At 49.2% G+C, this 14,211-nt stretch carries 8 protein-coding genes; 7 read left to right on the top strand and 1 reads right to left on the bottom strand.

Annotation, left to right across the window (positions count from 1 at the left end):
- Positions 1–62: 62 nt before the first annotated feature.
- Positions 63–464, bottom strand: coding sequence for a VOC family protein (locus B2Z67_RS05270; RefSeq protein WP_291528771.1), 402 nt, complete (start codon positions 462–464; stop codon positions 63–65).
- 189 nt (positions 465–653) lie between these two features.
- On the opposite strand from B2Z67_RS05270, the gene B2Z67_RS05265 reads away from it, so the two are divergent.
- The 7 genes from B2Z67_RS05265 to B2Z67_RS05235 all read left to right on the top strand — a co-directional run bounded on the left by B2Z67_RS05265 (position 654) and on the right by B2Z67_RS05235 (position 14,118).
- Complete coding sequence (locus B2Z67_RS05265) at positions 654–1,502, top strand: patatin-like phospholipase family protein (protein WP_291528770.1); 849 nt, start codon at positions 654–656, stop codon at positions 1,500–1,502.
- 578 nt (positions 1,503–2,080) lie between these two features.
- The gene (locus B2Z67_RS05260) at positions 2,081–5,134 is read left to right on the top strand and encodes a SusC/RagA family TonB-linked outer membrane protein (RefSeq protein ID WP_291528769.1); all 3,054 of its coding nucleotides are present in this window, start codon (positions 2,081–2,083) and stop codon (positions 5,132–5,134) included.
- A 27-nt stretch (positions 5,135–5,161) separates the two neighbouring features.
- Positions 5,162–6,805 (top strand): RagB/SusD family nutrient uptake outer membrane protein, encoded by a 1,644-nt coding sequence (locus B2Z67_RS05255; RefSeq protein WP_291528768.1) that lies wholly within the window; start codon positions 5,162–5,164, stop codon positions 6,803–6,805.
- A 30-nt stretch (positions 6,806–6,835) separates the two neighbouring features.
- Positions 6,836–7,999, top strand: coding sequence for a DUF4960 domain-containing protein (locus B2Z67_RS05250; protein WP_291528767.1), 1,164 nt, complete (start codon positions 6,836–6,838; stop codon positions 7,997–7,999).
- Positions 8,000–8,217: 218 nt separating this feature from the next.
- A complete protein-coding gene (locus tag B2Z67_RS05245) occupies positions 8,218–10,710 on the top strand; it encodes a LamG-like jellyroll fold domain-containing protein (RefSeq protein WP_291528766.1) in 2,493 nt (830 codons plus the stop codon).
- Between the two features lie 243 nt (positions 10,711–10,953).
- Complete coding sequence (locus tag B2Z67_RS05240) at positions 10,954–12,762, top strand: GH32 C-terminal domain-containing protein (protein ID WP_291528765.1); 1,809 nt, start codon at positions 10,954–10,956, stop codon at positions 12,760–12,762.
- 177 nt (positions 12,763–12,939) lie between these two features.
- Positions 12,940–14,118 carry an MFS transporter gene (locus tag B2Z67_RS05235; protein WP_291528764.1) on the top strand — a complete coding sequence of 393 codons (1,179 nt, stop codon included), beginning with the start codon at positions 12,940–12,942 and terminating at the stop codon, positions 14,116–14,118.
- Positions 14,119–14,211: the final 93 nt, after the last annotated feature.

The following is a 14,211-nucleotide window of genomic DNA, read 5'->3' as shown; positions in this document are numbered from 1 at the left end:
AGAATAGAGATACTACCAGTAACCTGCGAGACTCTTGACACCGCATGACGGCTGTTTCTATTTTACTGAACCTGGAGCGGTGTAAAAAGCTCTATCAAGTTGTCTTCCGGGTCGCGGAAGTGGACAGTGCGCATTCCCCAATCGGGCATATCAGTCGGTTGGTTGATGAATTCAATGCCTTTCGACAGAAGCTGCTGATAAGCATTATCTACATTCTCTACTTCAAAGGATATCAAGGATTTTTCACGGTATCCCACAGGCTGTTCCTTATCGGCATTGCCAACCGCGGGAGCCATATAATCGGATACAAACAGGGCAAAGCCTTCAATTCCATCGGCTACTTTGAACGAGGCGTAACAGCCGTTTTCATCTCCCCAGAGAGGCTCTAATCCGAGTTTCTCGGTGTAGAACTTGAAGCACTTTTTGTAGTCCTTGACTAATAATCTTACATTGTTGAATTTCATATCTATAATCTTTTAATTGTGAATTGTGCAAAGGTACGTCTTTCGCTTCATACAATCATTGTAAAAAAACGACATTCTATGTGAATCGGGAGTTAACTCCTCTAACTCCTGATTCTCATCATTTATTGACGTAAAGAAATGCTGAATTCAGAAACATAAACTATCTTTGGGCCGTTAATTCAGGTAATTATGAAGAAGAGGATACATATTACCCCCGAAACGGGACTGATTCTTGAAGGCGGCGGCATGCGTGGAGTATTTACCTGCGGTGTGCTGGACAGTTTTATGGATCGTGGCATCCGCTTTCCGTACAGCATTGGCGTCAGCGCCGGGGCGTGCAACGGACTGTCCTATATGTCCGGTCAGCGGGGGCGTGCCAAGTACAGTAACATTGATTTATTGGATAAATATCAGTATATCGGCCTGAAGCATCTGCTGAAGAAGCGTAATATTATGGATTTCGACCTGCTATTCCGGGAGTTCCCCGAACATATTCTGCCATATAACTATGAGGCGTACTTCGGTAGTCCGGAACGTTACGAGATGGTTACTGCGAATTGCCTGACGGGTGAGGCGAATTATTTTGAGGAGAAGCGGGACAAGAACCGTGTGATTGACATTGCACGGGCTTCAAGCAGTTTGCCTTTCGTCTGCCCCATATCTTATGTAGATGGAGTGCCGATGCTTGATGGCGGCATCGTAGACAGCATCCCTCTGATGCGTGCGCGGAGCGAGGGCTTTACTCATAACGTGGTAGTACTCACCCGCAACCGTGGATACCGCAAAGAGGCAAAAGACGTGCGCATCCCTTATTTTCTTTACCGCAAGTATCCGAAATTGCGTGAAGCGTTAAGCCGTCGCAGCCTTGTGTACAACGAGCAGTTGGCATTGGTAGAACGCCTGGAAGATGCAGGGGAGATTACGGTTATCCGTCCGCAGAAGCCGATAGTCGTAGACCGCATAGAACGGGATATCCGCAAGCTGACTGATTTGTACGAGGAAGGCTATGCGTGTGCGGCGGAGTATGATTTTGGGTGATTAATCGGGAGACTGTAATCGCATTGCCACTTTATGGCAATCATTTTATGGCAATGCGTTATAAATGAGGATTTATGTTTGAACACGGAGACACAGAGTTTTTTCTTTAATTGAACACAGAGGGACAGAGACACAGAGTTTCTTTTCTCTGCGACGCAGTCGCCCTCTCTGTGTACTCTCATTTATTGTTCTCTTCTTAAAAGAAAGATAAACCTCTGTGTCTCCGTGTCTCTGTGTTCAGCAAAGAAATAAGAAACCTCTGTGTTCAATCAAAGAAAAGAAACCCTGTGTTTCTGTGTTCAATCCACAATTCGTAAAATCACACAAATACGCTCCCCCTATTTACTCATCATAAATCACCCGTATACTGAACCGATTATAATTAGCTTATACTCTTAGTAATATCTGTCATGCTGACACTTTTGATACATTACCTGCTACTTTTGTTACACACGTAACAAATTTGCGAGTTTCAGAAACAAATGTTTTATTTGTATATCAATTAATCCCCTTATTTTGTGCTCACAATCGTTGCGCAGATTGATTAAAATGAATTATTAACTTTAAAACTGATAAATATGCCGAAGAACATTTTTCTAAGGAGCAGTATGTTACTACTATTACTATGTGTGAGCGTCGTTTCCTATGCTCAGCTATTTCAAGTAAAAGGTACTGTGGTATCGAAAACAGACAATGAGCCGGTCATTGGCGCCACTGTCATGGAGAAAGGTACAAACAATGGTGTCATTACAGACCTCAACGGACGTTTCACACTGAATGTCCGCAACGCGAAAGCACAGATTCTCGTCTCCTACATCGGGTTTACCACCCAAACCCTGAATGCGGCTTCCAACCTGAATGTATTGATGGAAGAAGATACGCAGAATATAGAAGAAGTAGTCGTAGTGGGCTACCAAACCCAACGAAAGATAGACCTTACCGGAGCCGTTTCCGTGGTTGACATGAAGAAACCGATAAGCGAATCCAACCCCAATATGTTGAATTCACTGCAAGGAAAGGTTACCGGCGTGCAAGTCAGCACGGATGCCGCACCGGGTGGCGGAGGAACCAGAATCAGGGTGCGCGGCATGAGCACTATGAACGGCAACGACCCTCTTTATATTATCGACGGAGTGCCTACAACAGAGAATATGAACTCCCTGAACGCCGGCGACATTGAATCCATTCAGGTACTGAAGGACGCATCTTCCGCATCCATCTATGGCTCGCGCGCCGCAAACGGTGTTATCATTATCACCACGAAGAAGGGAGCAGGCAACCGCCTGTCGGTAAACGTAGACATCTCCGGCAGCTACCAGACTGTTGCCAAACAATTTGAAATGCTCAACGCACAGCAGTGGGGAGAAGCCTACTGGGTGGCAAATAAGAATGCAGGTTTAAGACCGAGCCATCCGTTCTACGGCAATGGAGATTCTCCCGTACTGAAAGACTATCTGGACGGAGCCGGCAAAGTCAGAGCCTCGAACACCGACTGGCAGGATGCAATCTATCGTTCGGCGTGGACTCAGAATTACTCCGCCAGCGTGATGAACAGCAGTGAGAAAGGAACCGTCATGTTCTCTGCCAACTACACAAACCAGGATGGCTTGATGGATCATACCTATTTCCAACGCTTCTCCGCCCGCGTGAATTCTTCTTATAAACTTTCCAGGTACGTATCCGTAGGAGAGAATCTGATGATAGCCAAATGGAACGACCTGGGATATACAACGCAAGACGACCGCGGCATCCCCTACGGCGCCATGCGTCAACACCCCGCCATACCGGTGCGCGACAGTGACGGAAGATTCACCAACCCGCTGGAGCTGGCAAGTTCCGACATCGCCAACCCGGTGCACGAACTATACAACGGCAGGGATAACTCTACGGACAGTTGGCGAATCTTCGGCAATGCCTATCTGGAGATTTTCCCGGTTAAGGGCTTAAGTCTCAAGACCAATATCGGTATCGAGCATGTGCAGTTCCTCAATCAGGCGTTGGCGCGTAAAATCCAGGCATCTGATAACAACAGCGTTTCCCGCGCCTACGGACAGGGAAATACGTGGACTTGGACAAATACCGCCAACTATAATCTGGAGCTTAACAACCATAAGTTAACCCTGTTAGCCGGTACGGAAGCCATATCTTATAAATACGAAGGCCTTTCCGCTTACAGGGATACATATAAGTTTGAAGACGACCACTACATGGTGATTGACGCCGGCGAAGGCGTTCAGACAAATGGCGGAGGGAAATCGGCATGGGCGCTGTTCTCCCTGTTTGCCAAGGCGGATTATAGCTGGAAAGACCGTTATCTGTTGTCGGCAACGGTTCGCCGTGACGCTACTTCCCGTTTGCATAAGGACAATAACTCGGGCATATTCCCTGCCTTCTCTGCTGCATGGAGACTTTCCGAAGAAGCGTTCATGCCCGAATCCGGTATATTGAGCAATGCGAAAATACGTCTGGGCTGGGGACAAACGGGCAACTCCGCCATCGACAACAATTACGCCGCATACAGCACCTACCGTTACGACATAGGGAATGGCGCTTACGATTTGAACGGTACCGGCAATAACACCTTGGCAGGTATCATCGTATCCTCCTCCGGTAACCCCGGTTTGAAGTGGGAAACCACCACCCAGACCAATATCGGCATCGACCTGGGCTTCCTGAGCAATTCATTGAACGTGAGCCTGGATTATTACATCAAGAACACCAAAGACATGCTGACCATTCCGCCCACCCTGTCCGTTGCTGGAGAGAATGCTGCGATGTGGATGAATACCGGTTCGATGAAGAACCACGGTTTTGAGGTGACGGTCGATTACCGCAGCCCCGAATACGGTGATTTCTCGTGGGGCGGCATGTTGAATCTCTCCCGCTATAAGAATAAAGTGGAGAAACTGAATAACTTCGTGAACTTCATAGGCGGAGACTACCGCTTGATAGAAGGTGAACCGATGGGCGTATATTACGGCTATGTAGTCGACGGTATTTTCCAGAATGATGACGAAGTAAGAAACTACGCCGACCAGCAAGGCAAAGGAGTAGGTCGGCTGAAGTACCGCGATATGGACGGCAACGGAATTGTGAACGAAGAAGACCAATGCGTGATAGGCGACCCGAACCCTGACTTCTCAATGGGTCTGAGCTTGGACTTCAACTACAAACGCTTCTCGCTGAGCGCCTTCTTTACCGGAGATTTCGGCTTCGACATCTACAATACCACCAAGCGTCAACTCGACTTTATGACCTATGGCGGCACAAGCACCAACCGCGGCACATCCGTACTGGATGCCTGGACGCCCACCCATACTCATGCCTCCGTTCCGGCGCTCACTGTTGTCGATAACAATAACGAAGGGCGCATGTCCACTTACTACGTAGAAGACGGTTCGTACCTGAAACTGAAATACGTGAAACTGAAATACGACCTGCCCGGCAAGTGGATAAAGAAGCTCGGCGCATCGGCATTAAGCATCTATGGACAGGTAGAGAACCTGTTTACCATCACCGGATATTCCGGACTCGACCCCGAACTGCCGTTGGGAGGCTATGGCGCCCGTGTTGATACGGCTCCTTACCCGATAGCCCGTACATTCTCTATGGGATTAAATCTAAAGTTCTGATAAGTACAATCAAAAACATAGTATATCATGAAACCCAATTATAAAATAGCAATTTTAATATTGACCTGTGGAGTGTCAATGTCCTTTTCTTCCTGCACCAACCTTCTGGACGAGAAACCTTACGGACAATTCACTTCCGGACAAATAGACGATGCCTCCATCGAAGGACTCATGGCGGCTGCCTACGCAGGACTGGAAGCTCACTTCTTCGGTAACAACGAATCCTTCACCGCGCCCGCTACCAACTGGGTGTTCGATGTCCGTTCGGACGATGCCTATAAAGGCGGCGGAGGCGTGAGTATGGAAGCCTCCATACATCAGCTCGAAATATCCAACCTGACAAGCGACAACCCGACGGCGGTGAACAAGTGGAAGAACAATTATTTTGCCATCTCACGTATCCACAAGGCTATGAATGCAGTGAGAGATGCCAATATCGCGAAGAAAGATGAACTGATGGCAGAACTGCGGTTGCTGCGCGCACACTTCTACTTCGACCTTATCCGTATCTTCGAGCGCATTCCTTATCTCACCGAAGACAGTGACCCTTCTACCGTCACCAACAAAGAGTTCACCCGCGAACAGATATTCGATAAACTGAAAGACGACTTGCAGTTTGCATGGGATAATCTTCCCGAGAATCAGCCGTCGGTAGGACGTTTCAATAAATACGTGGCTGCCGCTTATATGGCAAAGGTTGCTTTGGAGACCAGGGACTGGGCGAAGACGGTAGAGTTTGCCGATTACGTTATCGGCAGCAGCAAGTATGCCCTTTACGATAACTATCTGGATATGTCGAAGATAGAATTCAATAATCAGAAGGAGTCGGTTATGGCCATACAGTTTTCTACGGCAAACAATAATGCGCATATCAACTGGGGCAACCTGCTGAATACCACTTATTCGGACGGTAACCTGTTTGGCAGTGGCGACGATTTCTTCCTGGGTAGCCAGAATCTGGTAAATGCATTCCGTACCGATGAAAACGGGTTGCCTTATCCGGATAATTTCAATGAAGTGAACGTGACTGCTTCGTACACAGGCAATGTTGACCCCCGACTGGACTTCACGGTCGGACGTATCGGTATCCCGTTCCGTGGGCATACGTACAATGAAAGGTGGTGTCGCGCCTACGATATCTATGGTGAATACTCCGGAAAGAAAGGTATGATTGACCCTGCTTCTGCGGATATGGTACAGGGCTTCCCCTGGGGAGCTTCAAGCCTGAATTACAGTATCATCCGCTATGCCGACGTTCTGTTGTGGAAAGCCGAAGCCTTGATTGAATCAAACCAGAACCCGGACGGGGCGCGCACTATTATCAATGATATCCGTGCCAAAGCCAAGCGCAGTGTGGATGCCGGTTATGCCCCGGTTGATGTAGACCCGGTACGGGTGAGCTATAAAATAGAGACTTATCCTGCCACGGGGTGGACTCAGGAGTATGCCCGCAAAGCCTTGCGCATGGAGCGCCGGTTGGAACTTGCGTTGGAAGGTCACCGCTGGTTCGACCTGGTACGTTGGGGCGAAGCCGTGCAGGTTGTCAATAAATACATGCGCGAAGAAGAAACACTGCGACCCTATTATCAGGATGGGACTATCAGTGAGAACGAGATTTATCTGCCCGTTCCGAAGGATGAGGTAGAGAATTCGGGTGGATTGTATGATTAAGGTATTAATAATTTTAATGGAGTAAATGTCATGAAAACATATTTGTATGCTATTATAATGTTTCTGCTGTCGGGACTGGCAGCTTGTAGCGATGTGGAGTATGATTCTGTGCCGGATGTAAACAGAATAAGTAATCTGGCTTATAATGTAGATGGACGGGATGTCAGCCTGTCGTGGACTCTTCCGGGCGGTTCGGATGTTTCGGGAGTCAGGTTGCAGTGCAACAATGATGCGCCCGTTACGGTGGAAGGCAATGCTACCTCTTATACGTTTGAGCGGGTGGCGCTGAATAAGGAGCTGGCATATACCGTGAAGGTGGTGTATGCAAACGGCCGTGTGTCCGCAGGAGAAACCGTCAGGGTGAAGGTAGAGGGAGTTGCGACGGGTAAAGTCGGCTATCTGATAGCCTATAACGATGCGGCTTCTATTGAGGATGACGACGAGCAGGCTTCTGCCCGCTGGTTCCAGAGAGAATACCCGGATGGCGAAATTATAACGCCGGACATGTTGGCCTCCATTGATTTGACTGAATTTGCAGTTATCTGGATACATCTGGACAGGATAGGTATCGGATTCGGATGGGACAGATTGCCCGCTCCGCTTATCTCCGATGAAGCCCTGGCTGCTCTCAGGTCTTATTATAAGGAAGGCGGCAACCTGTTCCTGAGCAATCATGCCACACAACTGACGGTGCCGCTGCAACGCATCGCGGCAGATCGCAACCCGGGTATATACGGCGATGGCGACGGTGGTTCGGGCGATGACATCTGGGTGATTAATGCCAATATCGGTTTGCAGTACGACCATCAGTCGCACCCTGCCTTTAACGGGCTGTCTAAGGCTACACCATTTGGCTTTGATACATTCCCGTTGATTGGCCCCGGTATGCGCGAAGACCACAACTGCATGTGGGATTTGAATGCTTATGGTTTCCCGGCGCTCTATCCGGATGCGGAGAATGTAGTGAAGGCATTCGAGGCGGAAAACAACGCTGTGGTGCTCGCCACCTGGGGACATGTTACTGATTACTGCTGTGCCGGCATGGTAGAATTCAGTCCTACTGCCGAATATAAGGGGCGGTGTATCGCTATCGGATTGGCGGCTTATGAATGGAACCAGAATAGCGGAGTTAACCCCTATCAGTCTAATATTGAGCTGATGAGTCAGAACATATTGACTTATTTGCTAAATTAGCGTCATTAACCGATAGAATGAACCTGCATGATGTACGGACGGAACCGGAATGGGTATAGACCTTAGGGTACAATCATACGCACTGATTGTATCAATCATACCCATTGATTGTACCAATCATACCCACTGATTCCTCCCCCGCTATAAGACTGCTTCATGATGAGGCTTACTATCAGGCAAGTTCAATCAATATATCACTCATTTAAAATCAATATAATATGGAATGTGGTCAATCGCTATTGAAAAGAGTATCATTGCTTCTCTTCCTTGCCGCAACAGGAGGGCACACTGCCTATGCCCAGTTAGTAACCCATTTCCCAATGGAGGTAAAGGACGGCCGGGTCACAGAGATTAAGAGCGGCGCATCTTATGATGTCATTAGCAACTTTGCACCGGAGTCTATCCCGGGGGCAGAAGGGCAGTCTTTGCGCCTGGACGGGTACTCCACCTGTATCGCCGCAGGTATTCAACCCGAGAACCTGAATAAACAGGCGTTGACCTTCACCCTGTGGTGCAGCGCGGAAACCTATCCGATGATGAACAACGATGAAGCCGTCAACACCTCCACCTGTCTGGCGGGAAATATGGACGAGGACAGGAAAAGCGGTTTCGCCTTCCTGCTGAGTTCACAAGGCGATTATTCCTTTGATTTTTATCTGAATGGCTGGAAAGTATCCTGCAAGGCGGGCGTGAAGCTGGAGAAATACGTCTGGAATCACCTGGCAGGCGTAATTGACGTTGCTTCCAAAGAAGTGCGGCTATACAGGAATGCCGAGTTAGTAGGCTCTATGAACCTGAATATGACCGGAGATATCAACGTAGGCGAAAGCCTCTTCATGATAGGCAAATCCATGAAGGATGAGAAGAGCGGGCCTTTCAATCTGAATACATTCAATGGACTGATTGACGATATCCGGATTTATGCCAATGCGCTGGCAGGAGCGGAACTGGGATATAAAGAGCCTGCCAACAGCGCCGACTTGTCCATTCCCAAGACACGTTTTGCAGACGATATCTATCGCCCGGTTTATCACGGCATGCCGGCGGCAAACTGGACGAACGAACCTCACGGATTAATCTACCACGGCGGCAAGTATCATCTGTTCTTCCAGAAAAATGCGAATGGCCCTTACTGGGGACGTTTGCACTGGGGGCATATCACCAGCGAGAACCTGTACAACTGGCAGGAAGAGGTGATTGCGCTGGCTCCTTCGGAAAGTTACGACTGGAAAGGCTGCTGGTCGGGCTGTGTGTTCAGTGACGCGGTGCTGACGGATGGAAAACCTGCGTTGTTCTATACGGCTGTAGATAATGCCAAGGCCACTATAGCGCAGGCTTCCCCGGCGGATGACGCTCTGTTGCAGTGGACTAAAGACGTGCGCAATCCCATTGTTCCGGGCAGACCCGCAGGATTGAGTGATGACTTCCGTGACCCGTATATGTTTGCCTGCAACGGGCAGTATTATATGATTGTGGGTACAAGCAAGGATGGCATCGGGGCGGCAACGCTGCATCGCTATAACCGGGATACGGGTGCGTGGAGCAATGACGGAAGCATCTTCTTCAAAGGGCGCAGCGCTGCTGTTGACGGAACGTTCTGGGAAATGCCCGTAATTGTTCCGATGAATGACGGCAAATGGCTGTTCATGGCAACTCCGTTGGGTATCCGCCGGGGTGTGAAGGCTGTGTACCGGGTAGGCACAATCTCCGGTGACGGAACATTTGCACCGCTACCCGCTTTCGTGAATGAACCCAATGACTTGGAACTCACAGGGATGAATGGTGAAGGATATGGCTTGTTGTCTCCATCATTGCATGGCATAGGCGACGGGAAATATGTAGCCATCGGCATTGTGCCTGATAAACTGCGTTCGGCGGTTAATTACTCTTTGGGTTGGGCGCATACGTTCAGTTTGCCTCGCGAGATATCTTTGGATACTGACAACAGGTTAGTTCAGAAGCCTTATGCGGGTCTGGTTGACATGCGTACGGAGGAGGCATACAGTAGAAGCAACTTTACGTTGAACGGTACAGAGGAACTTTCCCGGGTAAACGGCAGATGTCTGGAAGCTCAGGCACGGTTTAAGGTAAAGGCGACGGCACGGGTTGGTTTTAATCTGTTGAAGGGAATCAGCGGGGCGGCGGTAAAGGTATATTATGACGCTCCCCTTAACCGGGTGGTGGTGGATGCCCGTTCCGTGGAACGTATGAAGAACGATGAAGGCGTCTTTGACGGACTGTACGTTGCCGAACTGCCGGAGAGACCGGCACAGGGCAGTAGCATGAAGTTGCATCTTTATTTCGACCATTCAATCCTCGATATATTTGTGAATGATAAGTGGGCGTCTTCCGTCCGGTTGTTCCCTTCGGATGCCGGTGCTGCCGGACTGGAACTGTACAGTGAGGCTGATGCGACGGACTTTGAACTGGTGGAGGCATGGAAACTGAATCCGGAAGGAGGAATGGTGAGTGGCATTAACAGGCCGGCGGGCAATGATTCGGTTCGTCTGATGGCGCAGGGTACATACCTGAAGTATGAGAATGTGCCCGCCAATGCATTGCTATCCTTTTATGATTTCTCCGGACGGTTGCTGTGGCATTGCAAGTTGACGGATTCCAGTGGAACGGTGTCTTCTCCCGTCAGAGGGAACTGCATAGTCCGCGTACAAGGAAGCGGGTTGACGCATAGTGAGAAGGCTTTGTTTGATTAACACAGAGACTTTTTTTGATCAACACAGAGACACAGAGACACAGAGTTTTTTCTTTGCGACGCAGTCGCCCTCTCTGTGTACTCTTGTTTATTGTTCTCTTCTTAAAAGAAAAATAAAACTCTGTGTCTCTGTGCCTCTGTGTTCTATCAAAAAAAGTCTCTCTGTGTTCAAACTAAATTCTCATTTATAATATCAAATATCTGCAACGAAGTACTTACTGATTTACATAACAATATTAAGAATATGAAATATTTAAGAAAAGAGTGGCGGAGAATAAAGCAATTGGTTGCTTTATTTGTAGGCGGAACCATGTTTATGGTATTCTCCTGCCAAGCCATCAATCCCCCTTTCGTGATTCAACATTTAGGCGAAGGCCAGAGTATTATCCGGATTGAGGAACAAAAGAAATTCCTGTTGCTCCCCGTAGAAGAAGCTTCTCCGGAAGTCAGGCTCCGTATGATTGTCGACAATGGCGTGGTGTGCGAGATGAACGTGCGTCTGGCTATAAATAAGGTAGATTATTTTGTGCCGGTAGACCTGTCCGGATTTGATGGTAAATCACTTTCCTTCAGCATCCAGTCCATCCCCGACACGGCTGTTTGCTGGAATGAGATGAAGCTTTCCGATAGCTTCGACGCAGGCAATCGTGAAGAGTTCCGTCCGCTTTATCACTTCACTCCCCAATACGGGTGGATGAACGACCCGAACGGAATGGTCTACAAGGATGGCGTGTACCATCTGTTTTATCAATACAACCCTTACGGCTCCGTGTGGGGAAACATGCACTGGGGACATGCCACCAGCGCCGACCTCGTTTCCTGGGAGCACCAACCGGTAGCCATTGCGCCGGATGCGCTGGGTACTATATTCAGCGGTTCATGCGTGGTGGATGAGGATAACACGGCAGGGTTTGGCGCCGGAGCCATCATCGCTTTCTATACTTCGGCAAGCGACCGCCAGGTGCAGAGCATGGCTTACAGTCTGGACAACGGGAAAACGTTCAGGAAGTATGCACGCAATCCGATACTGACTTCTACCCAACGAGACTTCCGCGACCCGAAGGTATTCCGTCACGAGGCCACCGGCAAGTGGATTATGGTGCTTGCCGTGGGACAGGAAATGCAGTTCTACTCTTCCGCCAACCTGAAGGACTGGACGTATGAAAGCAGCTTCGGCGAAGGTCAGGGCGCTCATGGCGGTGTGTGGGAGTGTCCCGACTTGGTGGAACTACCTGTTGAAGGCACTGAACTGAAGAAGTGGGTATTGATATGCAACATCAATCCCGGAGGACCTTCGGGCGGTAGCGCCACCCAGTACTTTGTAGGAACATTCGACGGAAAGACTTTCGTCAACGAATCTCCGCAAACCACGAAGTGGATGGACTGGGGAAAAGACCATTATGCCACCGTAACCTGGAGCAATGCTCCCGAAGGACGGCACATTGCCCTGGCGTGGATGAGCAACTGGCAGTATGCCAACAATGTGCCTACCATGCAGTATCGTAGCGGCAATTCCGTTCCACGCGACTTGAGTCTTTACGTATCGGATGGGGAGGTGTATCTGAAATCTTCTCCTTCGCGTGAACTCCTGACACTGCGCGGAAAGGCGGAGAAGAAGCGTTCTTTCAAAGTAGACCGTGCATATAATATAGACAAGCTTCTGGCCGGCAATACCGGTACGTATGAAATGGAAATGACTATCAGGAACAGGAATGCGGAGGTGATTGGTTTCCAACTGTTCAATTCTAAAGGAGAGAAAGTGGATATCTATTATAATCTGGTGGAGAAGAGGTTGGCTATGGACCGTACTAAGAGCGGGATTGTATCGTTCAGTCCGGACTTCCCGGCGGTGACGTTTGCTCCGGTGGAGGGTAATACTGAGATGAGGCTGCGTATTTTCGTAGATAAGTCCGGTATCGAGATATTCGGTGATGACGGGCGCGTGGCAATGACGAACCTCGTATTTCCTTCGGAGGCTTATAACCGTATCAGCTTCTATGCTAAAGGTGGGAGTTATGCGGTAAGTGACTTCGAAGTTTATCGACTCAGGTAGCTGCGCAATGTAAGCGATTTCTTAGACGCGGATAACGCGGATGNNACGCGGATTTTAATGCTGCGCTATGTTATCCCCAATCAGGAAGAGAATATGTGCCCGATGCGGAAAAGAAGTGCCTCTGTGTTTAGACCACACCATTTAATAACCATTCAAACAAACTAATATCATAAAACAATGAATTCTAATACCTCATTATCCAAGCTCATCCCAGTGATGCTCTGTTTCTTCGCCATGGGATTTGTAGATTTGGTAGGCATCGCCTCCAATTACGTGAAAGCCGACCTGGGTCTGACAGACTCGCAGGCTAACATCTTCCCCTCGCTGGTCTTCTTCTGGTTCCTCATCTTCTCCGTGCCAACCGGCATGTTGATGAACCGCATCGGACAGAGAAAGACAGTACTCCTTAGTCTGGCGGTGACGTTCGCCTCGCTGCTATTGCCTGTTTTCGGCGATGGATATACGTTGATGCTGCTCTCCTTCTCACTGCTGGGCATTGGCAACGCACTGATGCAGACTTCACTGAACCCGTTGCTCTCCAATATCGTCAGAGGCGACCGGCTGGCAAGCAGCCTCACCTTCGGACAGTTTGTGAAGGCTATCGCCTCGTTCCTTGCACCTTACATCGCCATGTGGGGAGCTACGCAGGCTATCCCATCCTTCGACCTGGGCTGGCGGGTGCTGTTCCCTATATATATGGTAGTGGCTGTGATTGCCGTTCTGTGGTTGGGACGGACGCATATCGAGGAAGAAAAAGAAGAAGGACAGCCCTCTACATTCGGCCAGTGCCTGGCGTTGCTGGGCAAACCGTTCGTTTTGCTTTCCTTCATCGGCATCATGTGCCACGTAGGAATTGACGTGGGCACCAACACTACGGCTCCCAAGATTCTGATGGAACGTCTGGGCATGGGACTGGACGAGGCTGCGTTCTCCACAAGTCTCTACTTTATTTTCCGTACGGCGGGCTGCTTCACGGGGTCTTTTATTCTGCGGAAGATGAATGCACGGTCGTTCTTTGCCATCAGTAGCTGCCTGATGCTGATTGCGATGGTGGGGCTTTTCGCTTTCCATTCACAGACGGCGATTTACATTTGCATTGCGCTGATAGGCTTCGGTAACTCTAATATCTTCCCGATTGTCTTCTCGCAGGCGTTGCTGTATATGCCGGGCAAGAAGAACGAAGTCTCCGGGCTGATGATTATGGGGCTTTTCGGCGGAACGGTGTTCCCGTTGGCAATGGGACTGGCGAGCGATGCAGTGGGACAGAGCGGTGCGGTGGCTGTTATGACGGTTGGCGTGCTCTATCTGTTGTACTATACGTTGAGAATCAAGAACAGGGTTTCCGTTAATTCATAAACTGATGTTTCGCAAGTTTCTTATATGAATGATAATCAAAAGTGTACCGGGTATGAAGCTGTGTTGAAAGTCAAAACTATCTCTATTCTCCTC

The sequence above is a fragment of the Bacteroides sp. UBA939 genome (assembly GCF_002293435.1).
GTDB lineage: Bacteria > Bacteroidota > Bacteroidia > Bacteroidales > Bacteroidaceae > Bacteroides.
This window is presented reverse-complemented; position numbering and strand designations above follow the sequence as displayed.

Coding starts and splice junctions, on each gene's coding strand:
- B2Z67_RS05270 (WP_291528771.1), bottom strand. CDS start 464: ATGAAATTCAACAATGTAAGATTATTAGTCAAGGACTACAAAAAGTGC.
- B2Z67_RS05265 (WP_291528770.1), top strand. CDS start 654: ATGAAGAAGAGGATACATATTACCCCCGAAACGGGACTGATTCTTGAA.
- B2Z67_RS05260 (WP_291528769.1), top strand. CDS start 2,081: ATGCCGAAGAACATTTTTCTAAGGAGCAGTATGTTACTACTATTACTA.
- B2Z67_RS05255 (WP_291528768.1), top strand. CDS start 5,162: ATGAAACCCAATTATAAAATAGCAATTTTAATATTGACCTGTGGAGTG.
- B2Z67_RS05250 (WP_291528767.1), top strand. CDS start 6,836: ATGAAAACATATTTGTATGCTATTATAATGTTTCTGCTGTCGGGACTG.
- B2Z67_RS05245 (WP_291528766.1), top strand. CDS start 8,218: ATGGAATGTGGTCAATCGCTATTGAAAAGAGTATCATTGCTTCTCTTC.
- B2Z67_RS05240 (WP_291528765.1), top strand. CDS start 10,954: ATGAAATATTTAAGAAAAGAGTGGCGGAGAATAAAGCAATTGGTTGCT.
- B2Z67_RS05235 (WP_291528764.1), top strand. CDS start 12,940: ATGAATTCTAATACCTCATTATCCAAGCTCATCCCAGTGATGCTCTGT.